Source organism: Amycolatopsis sp. NPDC051903, assembly GCF_044452505.1.
In the GTDB taxonomy this organism is placed as follows: Bacteria; Actinomycetota; Actinomycetes; order Mycobacteriales; family Pseudonocardiaceae; genus Amycolatopsis.
Genome location: NZ_JBITBT010000006.1, coordinates 350,106 through 373,219, shown reverse-complemented (window position 1 = coordinate 373,219; position 23,114 = coordinate 350,106). Strand labels below are relative to the sequence as shown.

At 71.9% G+C, this 23,114-nt stretch carries 23 protein-coding genes and 2 pseudogenes; 12 read left to right on the top strand and 13 right to left on the bottom strand.

Annotated elements, in window-relative coordinates:
- Positions 1 to 50 precede the first annotated feature (50 nt).
- Positions 51 to 920, top strand: coding sequence for a dihydropteroate synthase (gene folP, locus ACIA77_RS18120; RefSeq protein ID WP_395887019.1), 870 nt, complete (start codon positions 51 to 53; stop codon positions 918 to 920).
- Complete coding sequence (locus ACIA77_RS18115) at positions 920 to 1,651, top strand: pyrimidine reductase family protein (RefSeq protein WP_395887018.1); 732 nt, start codon at positions 920 to 922, stop codon at positions 1,649 to 1,651. The genes folP and ACIA77_RS18115 overlap by 1 nt, the downstream gene beginning before the upstream one ends.
- Before the next feature lie 19 nt (positions 1,652 to 1,670).
- Here the strand turns inward: ACIA77_RS18115 and ACIA77_RS18110 are convergent, their stop codons facing one another.
- On the bottom strand, positions 1,671 to 2,765 hold the full coding sequence (locus tag ACIA77_RS18110) for a DNA alkylation repair protein (protein ID WP_395887017.1): 1,095 nt from the start codon (positions 2,763 to 2,765) through the stop codon (positions 1,671 to 1,673).
- A 32-nt stretch (positions 2,766 to 2,797) separates the two neighbouring features.
- Here ACIA77_RS18110 and ACIA77_RS18105 point away from each other — a divergent pair, with 32 nt between their 5' ends.
- Together ACIA77_RS18105 and ACIA77_RS18100 are read left to right on the top strand one after the other, a co-directional pair.
- Complete coding sequence (locus tag ACIA77_RS18105) at positions 2,798 to 3,487, top strand: TetR/AcrR family transcriptional regulator (RefSeq protein WP_395887016.1); 690 nt, start codon at positions 2,798 to 2,800, stop codon at positions 3,485 to 3,487.
- Between the two features lie 53 nt (positions 3,488 to 3,540).
- The gene (locus tag ACIA77_RS18100; protein ID WP_395887015.1) at positions 3,541 to 4,380 is read left to right on the top strand and encodes a TIGR03620 family F420-dependent LLM class oxidoreductase; all 840 of its coding nucleotides are present in this window, start codon (positions 3,541 to 3,543) and stop codon (positions 4,378 to 4,380) included.
- Here ACIA77_RS18100 and ACIA77_RS18095 read toward each other — a convergent pair.
- Complete coding sequence (locus ACIA77_RS18095) at positions 4,377 to 5,222, bottom strand: hypothetical protein (RefSeq protein ID WP_395887014.1); 846 nt, start codon at positions 5,220 to 5,222, stop codon at positions 4,377 to 4,379. The two genes, ACIA77_RS18100 and ACIA77_RS18095, sit on opposite strands and share 4 nt — an antisense overlap.
- 86 nt (positions 5,223 to 5,308) lie before the next feature.
- Between ACIA77_RS18095 and ACIA77_RS18090 the strand changes: the two genes are divergently transcribed.
- Positions 5,309 to 6,142, top strand: a complete 834-nt coding sequence (locus tag ACIA77_RS18090) for a LuxR C-terminal-related transcriptional regulator (protein WP_395887013.1) — start codon at positions 5,309 to 5,311, stop codon at positions 6,140 to 6,142.
- Between the two features lie 91 nt (positions 6,143 to 6,233).
- A complete protein-coding gene (locus ACIA77_RS18085) occupies positions 6,234 to 7,760 on the top strand; it encodes an AMP-binding protein (RefSeq protein ID WP_395887012.1) in 1,527 nt (508 codons plus the stop codon).
- 16 nt (positions 7,761 to 7,776) lie between these two features.
- Here ACIA77_RS18085 and ACIA77_RS18080 read toward each other — a convergent pair.
- The 7 genes and pseudogenes from ACIA77_RS18080 to ACIA77_RS18050 all read right to left on the bottom strand — a co-directional run bounded on the left by ACIA77_RS18080 (position 7,777) and on the right by ACIA77_RS18050 (position 14,220).
- Positions 7,777 to 8,646 (bottom strand): annotated as a pseudogene (locus ACIA77_RS18080) (IS5 family transposase).
- 25 nt (positions 8,647 to 8,671) lie between these two features.
- Positions 8,672 to 9,238, bottom strand: a complete 567-nt coding sequence (locus tag ACIA77_RS18075; RefSeq protein ID WP_395887011.1) for a dihydrofolate reductase family protein — start codon at positions 9,236 to 9,238, stop codon at positions 8,672 to 8,674.
- A 75-nt stretch (positions 9,239 to 9,313) separates the two neighbouring features.
- Positions 9,314 to 11,620, bottom strand: a complete 2,307-nt coding sequence (locus ACIA77_RS18070; protein WP_395887010.1) for a molybdopterin-dependent oxidoreductase — start codon at positions 11,618 to 11,620, stop codon at positions 9,314 to 9,316.
- The gene (locus ACIA77_RS18065) at positions 11,620 to 12,657 is read right to left on the bottom strand and encodes an LLM class flavin-dependent oxidoreductase (RefSeq protein ID WP_395887009.1); all 1,038 of its coding nucleotides are present in this window, start codon (positions 12,655 to 12,657) and stop codon (positions 11,620 to 11,622) included. Before ACIA77_RS18065 ends, ACIA77_RS18070 begins: the two co-directional genes overlap by 1 nt.
- Positions 12,657 to 13,169, bottom strand: coding sequence for an SRPBCC family protein (locus tag ACIA77_RS18060; RefSeq protein WP_395887008.1), 513 nt, complete (start codon positions 13,167 to 13,169; stop codon positions 12,657 to 12,659). The genes ACIA77_RS18065 and ACIA77_RS18060 overlap by 1 nt, the downstream gene beginning before the upstream one ends.
- Before the next feature lie 90 nt (positions 13,170 to 13,259).
- Complete coding sequence (locus tag ACIA77_RS18055) at positions 13,260 to 13,772, bottom strand: winged helix-turn-helix transcriptional regulator (protein WP_395887007.1); 513 nt, start codon at positions 13,770 to 13,772, stop codon at positions 13,260 to 13,262.
- A gap of 52 nt (positions 13,773 to 13,824) precedes the next feature.
- Positions 13,825 to 14,220, bottom strand: coding sequence for a cupin domain-containing protein (locus tag ACIA77_RS18050; protein ID WP_395887006.1), 396 nt, complete (start codon positions 14,218 to 14,220; stop codon positions 13,825 to 13,827).
- A gap of 52 nt (positions 14,221 to 14,272) precedes the next feature.
- On the opposite strand from ACIA77_RS18050, the gene ACIA77_RS18045 reads away from it, so the two are divergent.
- On the top strand, positions 14,273 to 15,238 hold the full coding sequence (locus ACIA77_RS18045) for a helix-turn-helix domain-containing protein (RefSeq protein ID WP_395887005.1): 966 nt from the start codon (positions 14,273 to 14,275) through the stop codon (positions 15,236 to 15,238).
- 168 nt (positions 15,239 to 15,406) lie between these two features.
- On the opposite strand, the gene ACIA77_RS18040 is transcribed toward ACIA77_RS18045, so the two are convergent.
- Positions 15,407 to 15,991, bottom strand: coding sequence for a TetR/AcrR family transcriptional regulator (locus ACIA77_RS18040; protein ID WP_395887004.1), 585 nt, complete (start codon positions 15,989 to 15,991; stop codon positions 15,407 to 15,409).
- Between the two features lie 59 nt (positions 15,992 to 16,050).
- Between ACIA77_RS18040 and ACIA77_RS18035 the strand changes: the two genes are divergently transcribed.
- Positions 16,051 to 16,548, top strand: a complete 498-nt coding sequence (locus tag ACIA77_RS18035; protein WP_395887003.1) for a GNAT family N-acetyltransferase — start codon at positions 16,051 to 16,053, stop codon at positions 16,546 to 16,548.
- 146 nt (positions 16,549 to 16,694) lie between these two features.
- Entirely contained in the window at positions 16,695 to 17,939 is a 1,245-nt protein-coding gene (locus tag ACIA77_RS18030) for a lytic transglycosylase domain-containing protein (protein ID WP_395887002.1), read from the top strand.
- A 7-nt stretch (positions 17,940 to 17,946) separates the two neighbouring features.
- Here ACIA77_RS18030 and ACIA77_RS18025 read toward each other — a convergent pair whose 3' ends face one another.
- Positions 17,947 to 18,339 carry a winged helix-turn-helix transcriptional regulator gene (locus ACIA77_RS18025; protein ID WP_395887001.1) on the bottom strand — a complete coding sequence of 131 codons (393 nt, stop codon included), beginning with the start codon at positions 18,337 to 18,339 and terminating at the stop codon, positions 17,947 to 17,949.
- A 94-nt stretch (positions 18,340 to 18,433) separates the two neighbouring features.
- On the opposite strand from ACIA77_RS18025, the gene ACIA77_RS18020 reads away from it, so the two are divergent.
- Both ACIA77_RS18020 and ACIA77_RS18015 read left to right on the top strand, forming a co-directional pair.
- Positions 18,434 to 19,285 carry an NAD(P)H-binding protein gene (locus tag ACIA77_RS18020; protein ID WP_395887000.1) on the top strand — a complete coding sequence of 284 codons (852 nt, stop codon included), beginning with the start codon at positions 18,434 to 18,436 and terminating at the stop codon, positions 19,283 to 19,285.
- 181 nt (positions 19,286 to 19,466) lie between these two features.
- Positions 19,467 to 20,375 (top strand): SDR family NAD(P)-dependent oxidoreductase, encoded by a 909-nt coding sequence (locus ACIA77_RS18015; RefSeq protein WP_395886999.1) that lies wholly within the window; start codon positions 19,467 to 19,469, stop codon positions 20,373 to 20,375.
- Positions 20,376 to 20,414: 39 nt separating this feature from the next.
- On the opposite strand, the gene ACIA77_RS18010 is transcribed toward ACIA77_RS18015, so the two are convergent.
- Positions 20,415 to 21,005, bottom strand: coding sequence for a TetR/AcrR family transcriptional regulator (locus tag ACIA77_RS18010; protein WP_395886998.1), 591 nt, complete (start codon positions 21,003 to 21,005; stop codon positions 20,415 to 20,417).
- Between the two features lie 50 nt (positions 21,006 to 21,055).
- Between ACIA77_RS18010 and ACIA77_RS18005 the strand changes: the two genes are divergently transcribed.
- Entirely contained in the window at positions 21,056 to 22,390 is a 1,335-nt protein-coding gene (locus ACIA77_RS18005; protein WP_395886997.1) for a carboxypeptidase regulatory-like domain-containing protein, read from the top strand.
- Between the two features lie 204 nt (positions 22,391 to 22,594).
- Here ACIA77_RS18005 and ACIA77_RS18000 read toward each other — a convergent pair.
- Positions 22,595 to 23,088, bottom strand: a pseudogene (locus tag ACIA77_RS18000) (helix-turn-helix domain-containing protein); the annotation flags it as partial.
- Positions 23,089 to 23,114 lie beyond the last annotated feature (26 nt).

Genomic DNA, 23,114 nt, shown 5'->3' with positions numbered 1-23,114 from the left:
GGTCGCTCGCCTATGATCGCGGCAACCGACGTTCCGGTACGGGAGAAGCCATGCAGACGCCCGACCTCGTCTTTCGAGGCCGCCGCCTCGCCAGTGATCGAGCACTGGTGATGGCGATCGTGAACCGCACCCCTGATTCGTTCTACGACAACGGTGCGACGTTCCAGGAAACCCGCGCGCAGGAGGCGATCCGCCGCGCGTGCGCCGAGGGCGCGGACCTCATCGACATCGGCGGCGTGCCGGCCGGCAAGGGACCCGAGGTCACCGCAGCCGAGGAGATCGCGCGCGTGACGCCCACCGTCGCGTGGGCGCGCGAGACGTTCCCCGACCTCGTGATCAGCGTCGACACCTACCGCGCCGAGGTCGCGGACGCCGTCTGCCGCGCCGGCGCCGACATCGTCAACGACAACTGGGCGGCCTACGAGCCCGAGATCCTCGACGTCGCGGCCCAGCACGGGGCCGGGTACATCTGCTCGCACACCAACGGCCTCACCCCGCGCACGGAGGCCGTGAAGCCGGAGTACGACGACGTGGTCTCAGCGGTGATCGAAGGCACCACCGCGCTCGCGGAGCGCGCGCTGGCGGCCGGCGTGCCGCGCGCGGGGATCATGATCGACCCCTGCATCGACTTCGGCAAGAACTCCTACCAGTCGCTCGAACTGATGCGGCACACGCGGGCGCTCGTCGACACCGGCTGGCCGGTGCTGATGGCGCTGTCGAACAAGGACGTGATCGGCGAAACGCTCGACGTGCCCGTCGGCGAGCGCGTGATCGGCACGCTCGCGGCCACGGCCGTCGCCGCGCTGCACGGCGCCGCGATGTTCCGCGCCCACCAGGTGCTCGAAACGCGGCAAGTGGCGGAGATGGTGGCCAGCATCGCGGGCACCCGCGCGCCCGCGCACGTGGTGCGGTCGATCTGATGCACGAGATCTTCCCGGGCACGCGCGAACTCGCCGAGGCGGACCTGGAGGCGCTGTACGCGTACCGGACGCCAGGGCGGTGGCTCGCCGTCAACTTCGTCTCCAGCGCCGACGGCGCCGTGACCGTCGAGGGCCGCTCGGCCTCGCTGTCCACTCCCGCCGACCGCGTGATCTACCGGCTCGGCAACGACCTCGCCGACGTCGTGCTCGCCGGCGCGGGCACCGCCGTGGCCGAGGGGTTCGAGGGCCTACGCCCCGACGCCCACTCCGCCGACCGCCGCCGGCGCCACGGCCTGGCGCCCATCCCGCCGATCGCCGTCGTCACCACGGGCCACTCCCTACCTGCGGACGCTCCGGTGATCACGAAGGCCCTGGTGCCGACCATCGTCGTCACCTCGGCCGCCACCGATCCGGAGCTGCGCGCAGCGTGGGCGGCCGCCGGCGCCGACGTGCTGGTGGCGGGCACGGACGCCGTCGACCTCCGCGAAGCGGTCTCGACACTGGCCGGGCGCGGCCTCACCCGCATCGACTGCGAGGGCGGCCCGCGCCTGTTCGCGTCGCTCGTCGCCGCGGGAGTCGTCGACGAACTGCGCCTCACGATCGCCCCGTTCCTCGTGGCCGGCGAAGCTTCGCGCGCCGCCGTCGGCGAAGACTTCGATCCGGCGCGGCTGGAGCTGGTGTCGGTGCTCGAAGACGGCGGGACGCTCATGCTCCGCTACCTCGTCCACTGAGCACTGTCCACAACGGACATCACGGCGTCAGCTCGAAATCCGCCTTGCCCAGCGAGGTTCCGTTCACTTGCAGCTCCAGGCTGTGCTGGCCCGGGTGGTAGACGCGGGTCGTGATGAGGCGGAACGAGTGGGTGCGCTCGAGCGGCAGCGCCGCGCCCGGAGCGAGGGTTTTCGTGGTGAGCTTGAAGACCTTCGGCGTGGTGGTGCCGTTGGCTTTGCGGTGGTGGACGACGTAGTCCACGACCAGGTTCGCGGGTGAGTCACCGGTGTTGTGCAGGACGCCGGAGAAGCCCAGCTCGCCGCCGACGGCCACGGAGCCGGCCGACAGCGCGAAGTCCGCGAGTGTGATCCCTGCCGGCGGCGCGAAACCCAGCAGCGCCAACGCACCCGGGTCGCCCTGCTTGATCAGGGTGCGCAGACCGTGGCGCACGAGCTGGGCCGTCGGCTTGTCGGCGGACGCGGACCAGCGCCCCGCCGCCTCGACCACGAGGTCGGGCCGCGCGCGGCTCAGGTCGTTGAGGTGGTTGGCGACCGAACGCCGCACGTACGCCGACGGATCGCGGTGCAGCGCGTCGAGGATCGGCAGGGTGACCCCCGGCCGCGCCAGCACCGCGCCCACCCGGCGCGCCCACGGCAGCAGCGGCCGCGTGCCCTCCGAAGCCAGCCGCCGGACGTGCTCGGACGGGTGCGCCGTCCAGGCCAGCACCCGCGGCAGCGCGCGGTCGAGGTCGGCCTCGAGTAGCGGCCGGATGGCGAACTCGGCGGTCAGCCGCGGCGTCAGGTCGGCCAGCAGGTCCAGCGCCGCGTCGAACGCCGCCGGGCTGCCGTCTTCCAGCGCCCGAGCGGACGCGGCTTCGGAGACGGGCCAGATCAGCCAGCCCGTGAACGAGTCGCCGGCCAGCGCCGTCCGCACGACGGCCTCGAGTTCGCGGTAGCCGCCGGGCAAGTCGGCCAGCAGCGCGTCGCGGAGCGCGTCCGCGCGTTGCCGCAGACCGAGACCGCCCAGCCGGACCCGGCGCAGTTCGTCGAAGCCGGACCTGGGCGCCGCGGCCTGCAGCGCCGTCAGCAGGTCGGCGACGACGCGATCGTTGAGCATCTCGTCCGCGAGCGGCATTCCCGGTTTCTCCTCATCGCTATATTTGCTACATGCCCCACCAGAACACCAGCGCGCGGGACCGGCTGCTGCTCGCGGCAGCCCAGCTCCTCGACGCGGCGGACGGCGGACCCGTGTCGACCCGCGCGATCTGCGAGCGGGCCGGCGTGCAGGCACCGACGCTGTACCACCACTTCGGCAGCAAGCAGGGCCTGCTCGACGCCGTGGTCAACTTCGGCTTCACCCAGTATGTGGAGAGCACCGACAAAAACCGGGCGGACGCCGATCCGGTGGAGCGGATCCGCGCCGGCTGGGACCGCCACGTCGACTACGGCCTCGCCCACCCCGCCTTCTACGTGCTGCTCTACGGCCAGATCCAGCCCGGCGTGCCGTGCACCCTCACCTCCAGCGCCGAAGCGATGCTGCTGGACCTGCTCACGCTCGTGGCGCGCCAAGGCCGCCTGCGCGTGACCCCCGAAGAGGCCGCGCGGCAGATCGCGGCAGCGAACTCCGGCGTCACCCTGAGCCTCATCGCGCAGCCCGAAGACACGCGCGACCTGGCGATGTCGCGCCAGGTCCGCGACGCGCTGCTCGCCGAACTCGTGACGGACGAGCCCGCGGAGGCCTCGACGGTCGGCGCACTCGCCGTCGCCCTCGCGACCGCCCTGGACGACGCTCCCGGCCGGCTGACCCCGGCCGAGCACACGCTGTTGCGCGAATGGCTCACCCGCCTCGCGTCGTAGCCATCGCTATATTTGCTACATTCGAGCACCTAGCGAATGTAGAGGAGTAGCTCATGCCCGCAGCACTCGGCCGGTACGGCGCTTGGCTGAACCCCTCGCTCGACGAGCAGACCCGCAAGGCGCTCACCGTCGAAGCGGAGAAGCTCGGCTACGGCACGGCGTGGTTCGGCCTCGGCGCCAGGTCCGCCGGGGATCTCCGCTTCTTCGAAGAGGTCCTCGACGCGACCGAGCACATCGTCGTCGCGACGGCGATCGTGAACATGTGGACCAACGACGCCGGCCGCGTCGCCGAGGCCTACCACCGCATCACCCACCGCCACGGCGACCGGTTCCTGCTCGGCGTCGGTGTCGGGCACCCCGAATCAGTCGCCGCTTACGAGAGCCCGTACGCGAAGATGGTCGGCTACCTCGACCGGCTCGACGCGGAAGGCGTGCCCGCCGACGCCCGCGTGCTCGCGGCGCTGGGGGACCGTTCGCTCGAACTCGCGGGCACCCGCACGCGCGGCGCGCACCCGTACCTCGTCGCGCCCGCGCACACGGCACACGCCCGGGCCGTCCTCGGTGCCGGACCCTTGCTGGCGCCGGAGCACAAGGTGGTGGTGGCCGAGGACCGCGTGGCCGCCCGCGCGATCGGCCGGCCCTTCGTGCACCGGCCGTACCTGGGCCTGCGCAACTACGTGAACAACCTGCGCCGCCTGGGTTTCACCGAGGCCGACGTGAGCGGCGAGGGCAGCGACCGGCTCATCGACGCCCTCGTGCTCCACGGCGCCCCGGCCGCGGTCCGCGCCGGACTCGACGAGCACTTCACCGCCGGCGCCGACCACGTCGGGGTCCACGTGCTCGGTCCCGACCCGCTCACGGGCTACCGCCGGCTCGCCGAAGTCCTTTTTTAACCGAGCTTCCCGTCGAGTGCTTGCACCGCCTCATCCGCCTTCTCGAACGCCGCCTGCGCCGTCGAAAGTTCTTCGGCGGCCCGGGCGGCGCGCTCCTCGGCGTCGGCCAGTCGTTCGCGCAACTCCGTCACGCGCGCGTCGGCCTGTTCGGCGACGCGCTCGGCGCGCACGAGCGCACGCGAAGCCTCAGCGCGGTCGCGCGTCGCGGCCGTGACCTTGCGCTGGTGGTCCTCCCGTTCCGCGCGTTCCCGCTCGCGGTCCCGACGGTCCTTTTCGGACTTCGCCCGGGCGGCCTTCTCGTCGGCTTTGCGCGGCTTTTCCTTCGCCGCCTGGGGTTTCGCCGGTTTCTTCTTCGGCGCGCCCGCCGCGGGAGCCGGCCACGACAGCCACTGGTCGACGTCCTGGTGCGCCACGGAGGTGAGTCGGCCGGCGAGCACGAGCCGCGCGACGTCCGGGTCGGCGACCACCGTTTCGAGCGTCTCCTCCACCTCGCGGGCCACGGCGTCGCTCAGGCCGGGCGCGTCGCGCAGCACGCCGCGCACCAGCTCCGTCCGCCGCTGCGCGAGCTCCCGCAGCTCGGCGCCGGCGAGGTTCGCGTGGGCTGTCCGCAAGCGATCCCCCAGCTCGGCGAGCTCCGTCAGCGCCGCGGAACCGTCGCGGGCGAGGCGGTTCACGAAGAACGCCGCCGTCGTCGGCTTGCGCAGCGCCTGAATGCGACGCGCGAGCTCGGCGTCCCCGGCCTTCTTCGCCTCGCGCGCGGCGGCGGTGCGCGACGCGACGAACTCCGCGGGCTCCCCCGCGTACAGGTCTTCGGCGACGGTGTCGAAATCCGGTGCGGCCACCGCACCACGGAACCACACCGGTAGTCCGAACGCGACGCATCACGTACGGTTGACCCTCATCGCAGGTCGGACGGCTTGCAGGTCGGATGAAGCGGACGGTGCCCATGACGTCACCGGGCAGGCTCGCGCTGGCGGCCAGCCCCCTTCTCGCCGGAGCGCTGCAGGCGCTCCAGCGCGCAACGGGGCTGCCGGTCGCGCTGGGCGGCCCCGTGTCGGCGGGTTCGCGCACGCTGGTGATCGACCAGCTGCGCGGCACGGCCACGCGCTCGCTGCAGCACCTGCACGTCGACACCGGCGCCGGGCTCGGCGGCAAGGCCGTGGCGCTCGGCCGGCCCTCGACGGTCATCGATTACCTCAGCGCGCAGGGCATCACGCACAAGTACGACCGCGCCGTCGCCCCCGAGCAGCTGCGGGCGATGGTCGCGCTGCCCGTGCGCGTCGGCGCGTCCACGCGCGCGGTGCTGTACGCGGCCACGCGCGACTCGATCACCTTCGGGGACCGCGTGCTGCGGGCGGCCGGCTCCGTCGTCGCGCGGCTGGAGCGCGACATCCAGGTGGAGGAAGAGGTCCGGCGCCGCGTCGCGGCACCGCCGGCCACGCCGCCGGGCGACGCCGACCTGCACGCCGAACTCCTCGCCATCGCCGGCTCGATGCACGACGACGAGGCCCGGGCGCGGCTGCTCGCCGTGTGCGAACGCCTCAAGCCAACCGGGGTTGCGCCGGGGATCGCGCTGTCCCCGCGTGAGGTCGACGTGCTGCGGCTGGTCGGCGAGGGCTGCACCAACGACGAGATCTCCGACCGGCTCGGCCTGTTGCCCAACACGGTCAAGTCGTACCTCAAGCACGCGATGCGCAAGCTGGACGTGTCCAACCGGATCCAGGCGGTGAACCGGGCCCGCGCCGCCGGCCTCCTCGGCTGACCACCCCCTTTGTGGGGTGGCCGGGCCCCCGACCGCGGGGGATCATCCCCGCACGGGCGGCGCTGCCCGTTCGACGCGAAGGGATCGGCACGTGTTCTACGACCTCGGTGTCCGCGACTTCCTCGACCGCGCGGAAACGGTGTACCCGGATCGCATCGCGGTGGTGGACGAACCCGACCAGCCCGCCGCCTCCTGGGGCGAAGTCACCTACCGCGAGCTGGCCCGGCGGGCCCGCGCGCAGGCCGCGAACCTCGACGCGCTGGGCGTGCCCGTCGGCGGCCGCGTCGCGATCGTCTCGCACAACTCCGCGCGGTTGCTCACGTCGTTCTTCGGCGTTTCGGCCTGGGGCCGGATCCTGGTGCCGGTGAACTTCCGGCTCGCACCGGCGGAAGTGCGTTACATCGTGGAGCACTCCGGCGCCGAGGTCGTGCTGATCGACCCGGAGCTGAAGCCGTTGCTGGACAGCGTGACGGCGAAGCACGTCTTCGTCCTCGGTGAGCACGACGAACAGATCTGGGGCGGCGACGGCACTCCGCGGCCGTGGGCGGGCGACGAATCGGCGACCGCCACGCTGAACTACACGTCCGGCACGACGGCGCGACCCAAGGGCGTGCAGCTGACGCACCGCAACCTCTGGCTCAACGCGGCCGTCTTCGGCCTGCACACCACGCTGAACGACAACGACGTGCTGCTGCACACGCTGCCGATGTTCCACGCCAACGGCTGGGGCATGCCGTACGCCGTCACCGGCCTCGGCGGGCGGCACGTCGTGCTGCGCAAGGTCGACGGCTCCGAGATCCTGCGCCGCGTGCAGGAGCACGGCGTGACGATCATGTGCGCCGCGCCGGCGGTCGTCACCGCCGCGCTCGACGGCGCTGCCAAGTGGGACGGCGAGATCCCCGGCCGCGACCGCGTGCGCATCGTCGTGGCCGGCGCACCGCCGCCGACCCGCACGATCGAGCGCGTGCGCGCCGAACTCGGCTGGGAGTTCATCCAGATCTACGGCCTCACCGAGACTTCGCCGTTGCTGACCGTCAACCGCTTCCGGTCGGAGTGGGCGGATCTCGACCCGCACGAGCAGGCGAAGAACCTCGGCCGCGCGGGCACGCCGGCGCTGGGCGTGCGCGTCTCCGTCGACACCGACGGAGAGGTGCTCGTCCAGTCGAACATGAACCTCGAGGGCTACTGGAACAACCCCGAGGAAACCGCGCGGGTGCAGGAGGGGAACTGGTTCCACACCGGCGACGGCGGCTCGTTCGAAGACGGCTACCTCGCCATCGCCGACCGCAAGAAGGACGTGATCATCAGCGGCGGCGAGAACGTGTCGTCCATCGAGGTCGAGGACGCGCTGAACTCCCACCCGGCAGTGCGCGAGGCCGCCGTCATCGGCATCCCGGACGAGAAGTGGGGCGAACTCGTCACGGCTCTCGTGGTCACCGACGGCTCGCCGGCGACCGCCGCGGACCTGATCACGCACTGCCGGGAGCACCTCGCCGGCTACAAGTGCCCGAAACGCGTGGAGTTCCTCGACGAGCTGCCCCGCACGGCGACCGGGAAGATCCAGAAGTTCAAGCTGCGCAAGCCGTTCTGGGAAGGCCAGGAGCGCCAGGTCAACTAGCCGGCCGGCCTGTAAGTCATCGGAGCCAGAGGATGATGGCGGCGATGGTGAGTTCGGCTTGGTAGTAGGCGGCGCGTTGGGCGTTGCGGGTGGCGAGGTCACGGAACTGTGTGAGCCGGTTGAAGCAGCGTTCGACCACATTGCGCTGCTTGTAGACCTGGGCGTCGAATGCGGGTGGTCGCCCGCCGCGGGAGCCTTTGTGCTTGCCGCGGGGCGATCTGGTCGTCGCGTTCGGGGCTGATGAATCTGATCCGCCGGATCTGCATTGCCTCGCGGGTCGAGGGATGCGAGTAGGCCTTGTCCGCGATCACCGTTTCCGGCCGGCACCGCGGACGTCCGGGCCCGTCGTGGGCGACGCGGATGCCGTCCAGCAGTGGCAGCAGCTGCGGATTGTCTCCTGCCTGGCCCGGGGTGAGCAGGATCCGTATCGGCAGGCCACGTCCCTCGACCGCGAGGTGGATCTTCGTGCTCAGTCCGCCGCGGGATCGGCCGAGTCCTTTCCCGTCGAGTGCGACGGCTTCGATTCCATCGCTGCATCCCCCTTTTTCCGGGCCCCGGCGGAGTGCTGGTGCGCCCGGACAACACTCGAGTCGACCGAGCCGACCCATTCGAGGTCGCCGACGGCGTCGTCTATGACGACCACCCGGTCGAGGATCCGGTGCCCGGTGCCGTCCTTGGTCCACAGCCGCAGCCGTTCATGCGCAGTTTTCCAGGGCCCGTAGCGTTCAGGCAGGTCACGCCGCGGGGCGCCGGTGCGCAGTTTCCACAGGATCGCGTTGATCACCTGACGGTGATCCCGCGACCGCCGGCCGCCGCCCTGCTGCGCCGGCAGCAATGGCTCGATCACCGCCCACGCCTTGTCCGTCAGCTCACCCCGACCAACCACCGGGCCCAACTACCAGACCCACAGCTCAACCACTCACAGGACACGCCCTAGCCGGCCGGTAGACCAGCTGTAGCACGCCGTTGGCGAAGGCCGTCGAGCGTGCCAGCGCGAAGTCCAGCGGCGGGCCTTCGAGCGGGAACAACCGGCGGCCACCGCCGACGACCACGGGGTACTGCACGAGCGTGAGTTCGTCGACGAGGCCGTGGGCGAGCAGCCACCGGACGAGCGTTGTGCTGCCGCTGGTCATGATCGTGCCGCCGGGCTGGTTCTTGAGGTCCGTGATCGCGGCGCCGAGATCACCCCGCAGCAGCGTGGTGTCGTGCCGGCCGGCGCTCGCGAGGGTGGTCGACGCGACGTACTTGCGGACGCTGTTCAGGAACTCCGCGCCGGGGTCGTCCGCGTTCGTCCCGCCGGGCCACACCCCGGCGAAGCCCTCGTACGTGATGCGGCCCAGCAGCATCGCGTCGGCGTCGGCCACGGCGGTGCCGACGGCCCGCTCCAGCTCCGGCGTCCAGTACGACAACGACCACTGGTCCGGCGCCTCCACGACACCGTCGAGCGAAACGAACACCGTGGACACGACCTTGCGCATCGAAGCTCCTCCCTCGGGGCAACCCATGATCCCCGAGGTGCAGCCGCGATGGCAGGTGGTTACGCGGAATGGCGGCTACGCGCGGACGGCGGCCACCCGTTCGCTGTCGCGCTGAGCCCGGGCCCGTTCGGCCTCGGTCGCCGGTTCCAGGCGGGCCGGCACGTCCTTGTGGTGCGGAGTACCGGCGATCGGGTCCCGGTCCGCCGACGACGTGAGCAGGTTGATGCGCGGCCCGTTCACGACGCGTTCGCCGTGGCCGTCCGGGTGCGCCATGCCGTAGCCGTGCGGCAGGGCGAGCTGGCCCGGACGCAGGGTGTCGTCGGCTTCCGCCCGGACCACGACGCGGCCCGCCGCCGTCACCACCGCGACCCAGTCGCCGGGTTCGGCGCCGATCGCGGCCAGGTCCGCCACCCGGGCGCGCAGCGCGCCGTCCGGGTCGGTCCGGCGCCAGCGCGGATCGCGCAGGATCTGGTTGGCGTTGTGGGCGCGGCGCTGCCCGTTGACGAGCGACAGCGGGAACGCCGGATCCGGCCGTTCCGCGGCGGGATCGAGCTCGCCGAGCCAGTCCAGCAGCGCCGGCACCGCCAGCTGGACGCGGTCGCGGCGCAGGAGCGTCCAGATCTCGTCCTGGGTGTGCGTGGAGAACGGGGTGCCGCTGGGGCTCGCCAGGATCCGGTCGAACAGCCCCTCGCCCAGCGCCGGTCCCGAAGCCGTCGTGCCGAGCGCCCGCTGGACGGCGACGGGCATGGTCGCGGCGGCGCGGTGCGCACCGGCCCACAGCGGGGCAATAGCCGCGGCGCCGTCCGGCAACGTCGCGCCCAGCGTCCGGTACAGCAGCACCGGCAGGAGCGCGGCCCGTTCGGGCAGCTGCGCCACGAGCTCCTTCAGCCGCGCCTGCAGTTCGGCCCGCGGCGCCTGCGCGACGGCGGCCAGTGCCTCAGCCGACGGGAGCACACCGAGCTGCGCGAACAGCCGCGTGTAGATCTCGGCTTCCACGAGCGTGCCGGGCAACGGGTCGAACAACGGGCGCCGGAGCTGGAAGTAGTTCGTCGGCCATTCGAAGGTGAAGAGCGTGTACTCCCACTTCTCGTGCTGCGACGCGGCGGGCAGCACGTAGTCGGCCAGCGCCGCGGTCTCCGTGTACGCGACGTCGACCACCACCGACAGCTCGGCCGCGCGGATCGCGCGCTCGACGTCGTGCGTGCCGGCGAACGTGTTGGCCGGGTTCGACGACTCGACCCACAGCACGCGCACGCGGTGGTCGTGCTCGCTCAGCACCTCCTCGGCCATCGTGTTGGCCGGCAGCAGACCGCCGATGTACTCGAAGCCGGTGAGCTCCGAACGCCGCCCGGTCGACCCGCCCCACAGCGGCATCAGCCACGAGTGGAGGTTGTTCGTGCCGGTCCGGCCGAAGTTCCCGGTGAGCAGGTACAGCAGCTTCTCGAGGTAGCTGTTGAGCGTGGAGTGGCGCCCCTGCTGGATGCCCAGCTCGACGCGCACCGTCATCGCTTTCGCCGCGAGGATCAGGTCCACCGCGCGTTCGACGTCTTCCCGCGCCACCTCCGCGTGCGCGAGCCACTCGTCGACCGGGACCTTCGCGAGCGCAGCGGCGACCTCGTCGAACCCTTCGGTGCGCGCGGCCACGAACGCGGTGTCCACCCCGCCCCGCTCGAGGATCAGCGCGAGGATGGCGCCGAGCAGGAACGCGTCGGTGCCCGGCCGCAGCGGCAGGTGCAGGTCGGAGATCTCCGCGGTCTCCGTGCGCCGCGGGTCGATCACGATCATCCGGCGGCCGGGGTCGTTCTTGATCGTGTTGAGCGCGTGGCGTGCGTTGCTGAACCCGTGGGCCTGCCAGGGGTTGCACCCCAGGACCACGAGGAGGTCGCAGTGCTCCACGTCCTCCGCGGTGTGCACGGCCGAGGACCCGAACAGGGCGCCGTTGACCCAGAAGTCGCCGGTCTTCTCCCGCGACAGCGCGTTGAAGTGGCGGTCGGCGTTCATCCACTTCATGAGCGACGTGCCGTACGCGCCGCCGGAGTGGTTGCCCTGCCCGCCGCCGCCGACGTAACCGAAGGAACCCGGCCGGCCGGCTGCAGTGTCGGCGTCGCGCACTTCGCGCAGCTTCGCGGCGATCTCCGCCAGCGCCGTCTCCCAGCTGACCGGCTCGTGCGTGCCGTCGGCGCGACGGCGCAACGGGGTGGTCAGCCGGTCGACGTGGTCGCCGTACCACGTCAGGCGCTGCGCCTTCTGGCACAGGTACCCGCCCGAACGCGGGTGGGCCTTGTCGCCTCGGACGCGGGTGATGCGGCGGCCGTCGAGCTGAACTTCCAGCCCGCAGTTGAGGTAGCAGAGGCTGCACGCCGTGCTGTGCCACCCAGCCATCAGCCCACCTCCCGCACGAGGTCGAGCGCCCGCCCGAGCGTGGTGAGGCGGGCGTCGAGGGTGTCGCCGGCCGGGTAGAGGCGGACGGTGTCGACGCCGGCGTCGCGCCAGACGCGCAGCCGTTCGCGCACCATCGCCTCCGTGCCGATCAGTGTGGTGCCGAGGACCATTTCGTCGGTGACGAGCGCGGCGGCGCCGTCGCGGTCGCCGGACTGCCAGCGGTCGCGGACTTCGGCGGCGACCTCGGCCCAGCCCTGCCGGCTGTAGGCGTCGTTGTAGTAGTTGGTGGAGGCGGAACCCATGCCACCCAAGGAAAAAGCGAGCTCCTTCTTGCGGCTGCCCACCATGGTGCGCAGCTCGTCCTCGTCGGCGGCGAACGCGACTTCCGCGCCCTGGCACACGTCGAGGTCCTTGCGCACCCGGCCGGACTTCGCGAGACCCGCGTCGAGGTGGCTGAAGTACGCGTCGGCGCCTTCGGGCACGAAGCTGGTGCCGAGCCAGCCGTCGGCGAGTTCGCCGGTGAGCTCGAGCATCTTCGGCGAGAGGGTCGCGAGGTAGATCGGGATGTCCTCGTTGGGTTTGGCCGACAACCGCATCGGGCGGGCTTCGCCGGGCAGCGGGATGTCGAAAGCCTTGCCGGAGAAGGAAATCTTCTCACCGGCGAACGCACTGCGCACGATCTGCACCGTCTCGCGCAACCGGGTCAGCGGCTTCGCGAACGGCACGCCGTGCAGCCCCTCGATCACCTGCGGACCGGACGGGCCGAGGCCCAGCGAAAACCGGCCGCCGGACATGTCGGCTAGCGTGAGCGCCGCCTGCGCGACCGCGACGGGCGTGCGAACGCCGACCTGCATGATCCCGGAGCCGAGCTGCAGCCGCGTCGTGCGCCCGGCGAGGAACCCGAGCACCGACGGCGCGTCAGACCCCCACGCCTCGGCGACCCAGCACACGTCGAGGCCGAGCTTTTCGGCCTCCAGCACGAACTCCAGCGTCTGCGGCCAGCCGGCGGAACCCTCGACCGTGGTCGCCGTGCGCATCACCGCGCCGCCTCGACCCGGTCCTTGATCGCCGCGACGGTCGCGGTCATCGCGTTCTCGAACTCGCGCATGCGAACGAAGACGATCTTCTGCTCCTTGTCCGGCATGCGGTCGATCGCCAGCGACAGCCCCGAACGCGCCGGACCCATCTGCATCCACTGCGTGAGCCGCGTGCCGCCGTTCTCGGGCGCGAGCGTGAAGCGCCACGTCGCCGTCGGCGCCTCCGGATCGGCCACCGCCCACGCGAACACGCGCGGTTCCTCGCATTCGACGATGAACGACGTCGTCGACCACTCACCGAGCGCTTCGTGCTTGCTGTACCCGACGAAGCTGCCGCCGACCCGCGGCCCGGACGCGCCACCGGCCCACTCGACGCGCTGCAGCTCGTCGCTCAGCTCGGGCATGAGCCGCACGTCGGCCACGAACGGCCAGACCACTTCGGGATCGCCGTCGATCCACGTGGTCGCCTCGGCCGTGGGCTTGTCCGCGTACCGCGCGCCGGTCCACTCCATCGTGGTGCGCCTCCTCAGCGTCGACCGTCAAGGTGCCTCTGACCACGATAGTTTCGTAACTAGACCCTGATTGTCAACGCGAGCAGCCCGTCAGCGCGGCGCCTCCTGCTTCGCGAACCGGGCCTCGACGTCGGGGCGACGGGCGATGCGCTCGGGGAAGCCGGGGCCGCGGCGCATGCGGGTGTCCTCGGCGGTGAGGGGTTCGCCGCAGTGCGCGCAGACGACCTCGGCGTGGGTGTCGTGACCGCACGCCTCGTGGTGCGTCGTGATGGGCGGACCGGCTTCGGTGGAGAGCCAGCGGTCCCCCCACGCCGTCATGGCGGCGAGCACGCTCCAGAAGTCCTTGCCCTTGTCCGTGAGCACGTAGTCGTAGCGCACCGGCTCGGTCTGGTACGCGACCTTCTCCAGCAGCCCCTCGTCGACCAGCCGCCGCAGCCGGTCGGCGAGGGTGTTGCGCGCGATGCCGAGCGCCCGCTGGAACTCGTCGAAGCGCGTTTCGCCGTAGAACGCGTCGCGCAGCACGAGCGGCGTCCACCAGTCGCCGAGCAGGTCCATGGTCCGCGCGATCGAGCACGGCCACTGCGCGAACGAAGTCCGTTTCATGGTGCGCAGCGTACGCCGTCTCAGTCTGAAACTCAGCAGTTGGCGGCGCTGATCAGGCGGTTTCGACGCGGTGGCCGACGGTCACGTCCACGTGGCCGGGGACCTCGTCGTGCTCGTCGCCGACCGAGAGCGTGCCCGAAGGCTCGACCAGCAGCACGACCGCACCGCCCTTCGACGACGGTTTGTGGAACGTCCCGCGCGGCACCACGAACACCGAACCGCGCGCGACGGTGACCACGTGCTCGCCGGCGGGCTCGCGCAGCCCGATCTCGATCTCGCCGTCGAGGACGAGGAAGAACTCGTCGGTGTCCTCGTGGACGTGCCACACGTGCTCGCCGCCGAAGCGGGCGAGGCGGATGTCGTAGTCGTTGACGTTCGCGACGATGCGCGGGCTCCACACGGCGTCGAAGCCGGCGAGCGCGGAGTCCAGGGCGATGGGGTTGGTCATACCGTCGATCGTCGTCTGGTCCGCGGCGGTGCGGGAGTGCTAGGAATAGCACATGTCGCAAGGATCCTCGCACCGCGTGGTGATGGTCGTGGACGGCGGCTCGAACCCGTTCGAAATGGGTGTGGCCACCGAGCTGTTCGGCCTGCGCCGGCCGGAGCTGGGGCGGCCGTGGTACGAGTTCTCCCTGGCCGCGCCGCACGAGCGCGTCGGCATGCACCTGGGGATGTTCACGCTGTCCGGCGTCGCGGGCCTCGAGGCGGTCGACGCGGCGGACACCGTGATCGTCCCGAACCGGCCGGACCCGCACGTGCCGGCGGACCCCGCGGTGCTCGCCGCGATCCGCCGGGCCGCCGCGCGCGGGGCGCGGTTGATGAGCTTCTGCACGGGCGCGTTCACGCTCGCCGAGGCGGGTGTGCTGGCCGGCCGCCGCGCGACGACCCACTGGCGCTGGGCGGCGGAGTTCACCACGCGCTACCCCGACGTGCAGCTGGAACCCGATGTCCTGTTCGTCGACGCGGGCACCGTCCTCACCGCCGCCGGCAGCGCGGCGGCGCTCGACCTCGGGCTGTACGTGATCGCCCGCGACCACGGAGCGGAGATCGCCAACGCCGTCAGCCGCCGCCTGGTGTTCCCCGGCCACCGCGACGGCGGGCAGCAGCAGTTCGTGGAACGCCCGGTGCCGGTCGTGCCCGACGCGTCGCTGGCACCCGTGCTGGAGTGGGCCCGCACGAACCTGGGCCGGCCGCTGACCGTCGCCGACCTGGCGGCCCGCGCGGCGACCAGCGCGGCGACCTTGCACCGCCGCTTCCGCACCGAACTCGGCACGACGCCGCTCGCGTGGCTCACCGCGGAACGCACCGCGCTCGCCTGCCGCCTCCTCGAACGCGGCGAACTGCGTCTCGACCGCGTCGCCACCGACAGCGGCTTCGGCACGGCCGCCAACCTCCGGGCCCAGCTGCGCAAACACACGGGCCTGAGCCCGTCGGAGTACCGGCGGCGCTTCGGCCCGGCCGCCTGAGGGGGCAGCCTTCACCGGCAACGCGCGGAGCTCGCGCTTCAGCGGGCCGGCTGCCTTCGAACCCCGGCGGCGGCCTTGGAGACAGGGCTCACGCCGAGGCAGCCGACCCCAAGCGGCGATGGGCGAGCCAGGCCGCGGGCGCCTTCGACCGCCCCGCCGCCTGAGGGATCAGCCTTCGAGTTCCCGCACCGCCGTGTTGACGGCCTCGCGGTGGGTGGCCGGCGGGTACGTGTCCGGGTCGGCGGCGGTCAGCGCGTTGAGGCCCTCGACGAGCGCGACCAGGCGTTTCGCGGTGCGTTCGCGGCGGGCGTGGGACCAGCGGGGCCGGCAGGCGCCCACGAGCCGCGTCAGGCGGGCGACGAAGGAGCGGTTGTGCGCGCGGTGCCGCGCGGCCAGCTCCGGATCCGCCAGCGCGGCGGCGAGGAACCCGACCCAGACGCGCGCCTCGTCCGCCGCCTCGGGGGTGAGGGTGACGGCGTGGCCGAGCACGTCCCGCAGAACGGCCGCGGGCGGGCCCCCGGCGGACTCGGTGGCGTCGGCGCGCTCGGCCGTGCGCTGGTGCAGCAGGTCGCGTGCGTGCAGCAGCAACGCGCGCTTCGTCGGGAACGCGTGCATCACCAGCCCGGTCGTGCAACCCGCCCGCTCGGCGACGGCCCGCACCGTGAGCCCGGGCAAGCCGTCGGCCGCCAGGACCTGCCACACGGCCCCCGACAGCAGCGCGCGCTGGGCGTCGACGTCGCGTGGTTTCGGCATCGCGGCCTCCGTTCCGGAACATCTGTTACCGTAACACCTGTTCCGAAAAGGGGGTACCGGTGATCGAGATCGGACAGGAAGACTGGGACGCACCCGATGCCACCGCACTGCGCGCGGCACAACGAGCGGAACTGGACGCCCGTTACGGGACCGGCGATCACGAAGCGGGCGAACCACCGACTGCGGCCTCGATGTCCGTTTTCCTCGTCGCCCGCCGCGCCGGCGTCGCGCTCGGGTGCGGTGGCCTGCGTTTTCTCGGACCGGGCGAAGCGGAGATCAAGCGCATGTACGTGGTCCCGACCTCTCGCGGCACCGGCGTTTCCACCGCGTTGCTGCGGGCACTGGAAGATCACGCCACAGCGCGCGGCATCACCAGGCTGGTACTGGAAACCGGGCTGCGCCAACCGGAAGCGATCCGGTTCTACCAGCGGGAAGGGTACGAACCCATCCCCGCTTTCGGTGCCTACCGTGAAGATCCGCTGGCCCGGTGTTTTTCACGGCTACTCCATTTGGCGCAACACCGGGAAAACGGCGCTGACCCCGTCAAACCCCGGTGAAAATGGACAGTCGACCAACCAAAGATTTAGGCCGGATGTACAAGACTTCTCTGTCTCGGACAGATTTCACTCGCCCCCTCACAAAAAAGCACCCGCATCAGCTAGCTTGACGAACGAAGCAGGGTCGAGGGGAACGGGGACTCACGATGGCGAAACACCGGCCAGGCTCGCGGTCGGTCCGGCGCGGCACGGTGGCAGCCCTCGCAGGAGGCGCGCTCGTCGTGTTGCCGACGGTAGCCGCGTCGGGACTGCCGACGCCGCTCGCCAATCCCGCTCCCGCCGCCGACGCGCAGCAGCAACTGCCGGCCGCGATGCCGTGGCTGCCGCCGAACTTGGTGCTGCCGCCGCTCGCCGTGGACGGCAGCCTGCCGCAGCCGCCCACGCCGCAGCCGCTCACCGTGCCGGGCTTCGCCCTCGGACTCGGGTCGGCGACGCCGTCCGGGCCGCTCGGGATTCCCGCCAGCATGCTCAAGGCGTACAAGAACGCAGCCGACATCATGGCCCGCGAACAGCCCGGCTGCCACCTCGACTGGGCGCTCATCGCCGCCATCGGGCGCATCGAGTCCAACCACGCCCGCGGTGGTTTCGTCGATGCGGAGGGCAACACGCTCGAACCCATCCTCGGCCCGGTGCTCGACGGGTCGGGTTCGTTCGCCGCGATCCCCGACACCGACGGCGGCAAGTACGACGGCGACCCCGTGTGGGACCGCGCGGTCGGCGCGACGCAGTTCATCCCGGGCACGTGGCGGGGTTACGCGTCCGACGGCAACGGTGACGGCGTGTCCGACCCGGACAACATCTACGACGAAACCCTCGCCACCGCCCGCTACCTGTGCTCCGGCGGGCTCGACCTGTCCACGGACCAGATGCAGCGCGTGGCCGTGCGCCGCTACAACAACTCGCAGTCCTATGTGGACACGGTGATGGCGTACGCGGCCGCCTACCGCGGCGGCGTGTCGAGCCTGCCCGACAGCCACGTGCCCATCGGCGTTCCGCCCGGCCCCGACGCCGTCGCGGCCGCTGCCGGCAGCCCGCTCGGCGACGTGGCTCCCCCGGCGGCGCCGATCGTCACCCCGCCGGGCTCCCCGACGCAGCTGCCGTTGAGCTCCACCGCGCCCGGTTCGAGCTCGGGCAGCCCCTCGACCACGCCGACCAGCCCCGGCACCACGTCCACGAGCCAGCTCCCGCCGACGTCCGGCAGCTCGTCGCCGCCGGAATCGTCGAGCCCGTCGCAGGGCGACACCAGCACGCCGACGACCCCGCCGCCGTCCAGCACGACGACGTCGACCACGACGTCGGCCAACTCGTCGAACAGCGGCACGGACTCGTCGAGCACGAGCACGACCACGTCGAGCACCACCACGACGACGAGCACCCCGCCGGCCGGCTGAGCCGCGATCAGGCCCGGTGCGCCTCGTCGTAGCTGCCGCGCGCCTCGACGACGGCCGGCAGCTTGCGCTCGACCCAGTGCGCCAGGGCCCAGACCTGTTCAGCCGCCTCGCGCCCCAGCGCCGTGAGCGAGTAGTCGACGCGCGGCGGGATGACCGGCTTCGCGTCGCGGTGCACGAAGCCGTCGCGCTCGAGCGTCTGCAGGGTCTGGGCCAGCATCTTCTCGCTCACGCCGCCGATCTCGCGGCGCAGCTCGCTGAACCGGAACGACCGGTCCAGCAGTGAGGCGAGGACCAGCAGCCCCCAGCGACTCGTCACGTGTTCGAGCACGCCACGCGACGGGCAGGTCGCGCGGTTGACGTTGGGCGCCTCGGGCAGCGCGTCCTCTTCGGTTACGGCCACACCAGTACCTTACTTCAAAGTGGGTACTTACGATGAGAAAGTGACTCTCTTAGGGTGACTGTCGGAAGCACACCGACCACCTCGAAGGAAGATCATGAGCATCGTCATCACCGGCGCGACCGGGCAGCTGGGCCGCCTCGTCATCGCCGACCTCCTCGCCACCGGGGTGCCCGCGAAGGAGATCACGGCCGTCGCGCGCAGCGCCGAGAAGGCGGCTGGCCTGGGCGTTCGCGTGCACACCGGCGACTACGACCGCCCGGAGACGCTCGCCGGCGCGTTCGGCGCCGGCGACCGGGTACTGCTGGTGTCGGGCACGGAACCGGGCCACCGCGTCGGGCAGCACGCCGCGGTGATCGACGCCGCGAAGGCCGCCGACGTCGCACAGCTCGCGTACACCGGCGTCTTCGGCGGGCCGGACGCCGACTTCCTGCTCGCCGACGACCACCGCGCCACCGAGGAGCTCGTGCTCGCCTCCGGGCTGCCGTACACGTTGCTGCGCAACAACTGGTACACCGAGCTCGCCGTGCCGGACCCCGCCGGCGCGCTCGCCCGCGGCGCCGTCGTCAACAGCGTCCCGGCCGGCGCCCGCATCGCCACCGCGCCCCGCGAGGACTACGCGAAGGCCGCCGCCGAGGTCCTCCGCACCGACGGTCACCTCGGCGTCGCCTACGAACTCAGCGGTGACCACGCCTGGACCTACGGCGAGTACGCCGAAGCCCTCGCCGCCGCCGGCGGCCGCCCGGTCGAGCACCGCACGGTCCCCGGCGCGGAGTACGAAGCCGCCCTCACCGCCGCCGGCGTCCCGGCCCTCATGGCGACCATCCTGGCCGACGTCGACGTCGCCATCGGCCGCGGCCGCCTCGCCGGCACCCCGGGCCACCTGAGCAAGCTCCTCGGCCGTCCGACCACGCCGATCGCCGCCACGATCGCCCAGCTGATCGGCTGACGCCGAGCCGAAGAGTTCCGCGGGCCCGGGGAACGCCTGGCTGCGATCCCGGCGCCGCCCGGATGCCGGACACCTTGAGTTCTCAGCATCCGCGCCCGCCCCAAGGCCTGCCGAACGTTCAGGCCGGCGGTCCGGCGACCCGGGGCTAGGCTGGGCTTCGGTCCGAGCCCGAGGAGCGAACGTGTCCTGGAATCCCGAACAGCTGCCCGACCTCGGCGGCCGCACGTACGCCGTCACCGGTGGGAGCGCGGGGATCGGCTACTTCATCTCCGAGCAGCTCGCCGGGGCCGGCGCGCACGTGATCGTCCTGGGGCGCAACGCGGAGCGGCTGCGCAACGCCGTCGAAACGATCAAGCGCCACACCGGAAGCGCCGACGTCAGCACGATCCGGCTCGACCTGGCGGACCTCGATTCGGTGCGGGAAGCCGCGGGTGAACTCGGCACCCGCGGCCGGGTCGACGCCCTGATCGAGAACGCCGGCTCCACCTCCCCCGGCCGCACGCGCCACACCACGAAACAGGGCTTCGAGCTGGCGGTGGGCACGAACCACCTCGGGCACTTCGCGCTCACCGCACTCGCGATGCCGGCCCTCACCGCGTCCAACGCCCGGCTCGTCCCGATGGGCAGCCTCATCACGCGGCTGGCGCCGTTCGCGCTCGACGATCTGCTCACCGAGCGCAAGTACTCCGAGTCGCGCGCGTACGCGAACTCCAAGCACGCCGTGCAGTCCTTCGGGTTCGAGCTCGACCGGCGGCTGCGCGCGGCCGGGTCGAAGGTCGAGTGCGTCCTGGCCCACCCCGGCTTCAGCCTCGATCGCGCGAGCCCGCGCCGCGAGCACATCACCGAGCCGAAGGCCTGGCTCCGCCTCGCAGCGCCCATCACGCAAGGCAAGGACCGCGGTGCCTGGCCCGCCGTCCGCGCCGCCGTGGACCCGGAGGCCCGCGGTGGCCAGTTCTACGGGCCCGCCCGCGGCGGCGCCGGCAAGCCGGTGCCCAAGACCGCCGTCAAGGCCGACCGGGATCCGGCGATCGCGGCGAAGCTGTGGACCCGGTCGGAGGAGCTGACGGGGGTCGATTTCACCGTCGGCTGATCGCGTGTCCACGATGGACGGAACCGTCCACAAGGGACCTCAGGATCGCGGCGGTTCGAGCCCCGCCGCCAGCACGTCCATCGCCCGGTTGACCAGCGCCACCAACCCCGGCCCGCGGCCCGGGTGCCAGCAGGTGAACGCGGTCCGGGTCGCGGCGAACGCGGCCAGCACGGTCATCCGGACGTACACGTCGTCCACGGGGCGGCCGATCCGCTCGGCGATCGCCTCGGCCGCCGCTTCTTCCACGAACCGGCTCGTCTGCGCCAGCCGCGCCCACAGGTCGGGGTGCTCGCGCAGCAGCAGCGCCCGCTCCTGGACCGTCGAATCGTTCTCGACCTGCTCGAACCGCTGCGTGAACACCGCCCGCAGACTCGCCAGCGGGGCTTCCCCCGCCGGCCGCGCGGCGAGGCCGGCCCCGACCCCGTCGGGCGTCAACGCCAGTGACAGGACCGCTTCTTCCTTGCTGTCGAAGTAGTTGAAGAAGGTGCGGGAGGAGACGCCGGCCCGCGCACAGATGTCGTCGACGGTCACCGCCTGCGGACCACGTTCGCGGTAGAGCACGACCGCCGCCGCCCGGATCGCCTGCCGGGTGGCTTCCTTCTTGCGCTCCCGGAGCCCGGGCTCTGTCATGTTCGTTACACTACTGCAAATTTGCAGTGCTGCAAGTTTAGCCTGCGACCATGGCTGATCAGCCCGCGGCGAAACCGTCCCTCGTCCGCACGCTCGCGGAGAACCTGTGGTTCTGCGTTGTCCTGTTCGCTGGATTCGCGGTCGTCTACCTGATCGCGTTCCACCACCCGCAGCCGCACCACGTGCCGGTGGCCGTGGCCGATCCGGCGGCCGCGACGCGTGTGCAAGCCGCGCTGGACCAGGTCAGCCCGGCCGGGTTCGACGTGCGGGTGGCGCCCGGCGCGGACGCGGCCCGCCGCAGCGTGCTCGACCGCTCGGTGACAGCCGCCTTCGTGGCCGACGCGACCCACCCCGTGCTGTACGTCGCGAAGGCCAACGGCGTCCCGCTCGAAACGGTGCTCACCCAGGCGTTCACCCCGCAGGCGGCGCGCGGGCTCACCGTGACCGACCTCGCGCCGACCGCACCCGGTGACGCCACGGGCAACGGGCTGTTCTACCTCGTGCTCGCGTGGGCGTTCCCCAGCTACTTCGCCGTGATGATGCTGCTGCGCGCCGTCGGGCTCACCCGCCGCGGCAAGGTGCTGACGCTCATCGGCTGGGACGCCTTCCTCGCCGTGGCGGGCTATTTCATCGCGCGCAGCATGGACGTGGTCCCCGACGCCCCGGCGGTGATGGCCGTGGCCTTCCTGTTCTGCCTCGTGATTTCCCTGACCTCACAAGGACTCGTGCCGATCTTCAAACAGTTCTTCCCCGGCGTCGCGGTGGTGCTGTTCATCATCCTCAGCGTGGCCTCCAGCAGCGGCGCGATGCCGTACCTGCTGGAACCCGCGTTCTTCCGGGCCCTGCACCCGATCCTGCCGATGGGGAACCTGATCGACGCCGTGCGCGGGATCGGCTACTTCCACGGCGCCGGGGTCGCCGGACCCGTCGTCGTGCTCGGCGCGTGGTTCGCCCTCGGCACCGCGCTGAACGTCGGCCACGCGGTGTGGGTGCGGCGCCAGACCGCCGCCGGCGACGGCCCGCCGGTGGAGGACCCGTCGATCGAAATGCCGATCCCCACCGCGCTGCCGCCCCGCGAGCACCACTTCGGCGAGCTCACACCGATGCTGATCGGCACCGTGCGCTCGACCACCGGCGACCGCGTCGCCGGCGCGAACCTGACGGTCACCGACGGCCGCGGCCGGCAACTGGTGCGCACGCGAACGGACGCCGACGGCGCGTTCGCCGTCGGCGGGCTGCCTGAGCAGTTCGTGGACCTCGTGGTCACCGCCCGCGGCCGCCGGCCGGCCGCGCGGCGGGTCTTCTTCCGGGAAGGCGTGTTCCGCCGCGAGGAGTTCGTGCTCGCACCGGAACCGGAAACCACCGCGATCGCGCCGGGCCGCTAGGTGGACGAGGGCCGTCGGCCACGAGCCTCGGGACTGGTGTCACCACAAGTGGAGCAGTACGGCGGAGCGGTAGGCGATGGCCGGCTTGTCGACGCGGGTGGCCAGGCCCCGCCATTGCTTGAGCAGGGTGAACCGTCGTTCGACGACGTTGCGGCCGCGGTAGTCGACCGGATCGAACCCCGGTCGGGTGGCTTCCCGGTGCACGCGGCCAGGTGCTCGCCAGCCGCCGCCGTCGGGGCTGCGGCCGATCTTTGTGACGTCCCTGTGGACCAGCTCGCCGGGTCGGTCCCGCGCATAGCGCACGGCCGTGGTCATGCTGGCCCGGATCACCAGTCCGGTGATCGGGTCCGGCGCAGCCAGCCGCGGGATCTGGTGGCGCGCCAGCACCCGTGACACCGTCCGTGTCGGGACACCGAGTTCGTGGCCCAGCCAGGCCGGGCCACGGCGTTCACGCTGTCGCAAGGTGATGGTCTGTTGTTCGAGCTCGCTGGAGGTTTGCCGGGGCGAGGTGTGTGGGCGTGAGGATCGGTCCCGCAGCCCGGGTTCGCCTTCGGTGGCGTAGCGCTCGAGCCAGGTCTTCACGCATTCACGGGAGATGCCCATCGCGGCGGCGATGTGGGCTTGGGGCCATCCCGCGTGGTGACGTTGGACGATCAGCAACCCCCCAGGAACGTGGTCCGGGCGTTACGGTCAGACACGAGGGCCTCCGGCTCGGGTGCCACGC

Bases quoted from the DNA above. Each gene is read 5' to 3' on its own strand.
- folP (WP_395887019.1), top strand. From the start codon at position 51: ATGCAGACGCCCGACCTCGTCTTTCGAGGCCGCCGCCTCGCCAGTGAT.
- ACIA77_RS18115 (WP_395887018.1), top strand. From the start codon at position 920: ATGCACGAGATCTTCCCGGGCACGCGCGAACTCGCCGAGGCGGACCTG.
- ACIA77_RS18110 (WP_395887017.1), bottom strand. From the start codon at position 2,765: ATGCCGCTCGCGGACGAGATGCTCAACGATCGCGTCGTCGCCGACCTG.
- ACIA77_RS18105 (WP_395887016.1), top strand. From the start codon at position 2,798: ATGCCCCACCAGAACACCAGCGCGCGGGACCGGCTGCTGCTCGCGGCA.
- ACIA77_RS18100 (WP_395887015.1), top strand. From the start codon at position 3,541: ATGCCCGCAGCACTCGGCCGGTACGGCGCTTGGCTGAACCCCTCGCTC.
- ACIA77_RS18090 (WP_395887013.1), top strand. From the start codon at position 5,309: ATGAAGCGGACGGTGCCCATGACGTCACCGGGCAGGCTCGCGCTGGCG.
- ACIA77_RS18075 (WP_395887011.1), bottom strand. From the start codon at position 9,238: ATGCGCAAGGTCGTGTCCACGGTGTTCGTTTCGCTCGACGGTGTCGTG.
- ACIA77_RS18070 (WP_395887010.1), bottom strand. From the start codon at position 11,620: ATGGCTGGGTGGCACAGCACGGCGTGCAGCCTCTGCTACCTCAACTGC.
- ACIA77_RS18065 (WP_395887009.1), bottom strand. From the start codon at position 12,657: ATGCGCACGGCGACCACGGTCGAGGGTTCCGCCGGCTGGCCGCAGACG.
- ACIA77_RS18060 (WP_395887008.1), bottom strand. From the start codon at position 13,169: ATGGAGTGGACCGGCGCGCGGTACGCGGACAAGCCCACGGCCGAGGCG.
- ACIA77_RS18055 (WP_395887007.1), bottom strand. From the start codon at position 13,772: ATGAAACGGACTTCGTTCGCGCAGTGGCCGTGCTCGATCGCGCGGACC.
- ACIA77_RS18050 (WP_395887006.1), bottom strand. From the start codon at position 14,220: ATGACCAACCCCATCGCCCTGGACTCCGCGCTCGCCGGCTTCGACGCC.
- ACIA77_RS18045 (WP_395887005.1), top strand. From the start codon at position 14,273: ATGTCGCAAGGATCCTCGCACCGCGTGGTGATGGTCGTGGACGGCGGC.
- ACIA77_RS18040 (WP_395887004.1), bottom strand. From the start codon at position 15,991: ATGCCGAAACCACGCGACGTCGACGCCCAGCGCGCGCTGCTGTCGGGG.
- ACIA77_RS18030 (WP_395887002.1), top strand. From the start codon at position 16,695: ATGGCGAAACACCGGCCAGGCTCGCGGTCGGTCCGGCGCGGCACGGTG.
- ACIA77_RS18020 (WP_395887000.1), top strand. From the start codon at position 18,434: ATGAGCATCGTCATCACCGGCGCGACCGGGCAGCTGGGCCGCCTCGTC.
- ACIA77_RS18010 (WP_395886998.1), bottom strand. From the start codon at position 21,005: ATGACAGAGCCCGGGCTCCGGGAGCGCAAGAAGGAAGCCACCCGGCAG.
- ACIA77_RS18005 (WP_395886997.1), top strand. From the start codon at position 21,056: ATGGCTGATCAGCCCGCGGCGAAACCGTCCCTCGTCCGCACGCTCGCG.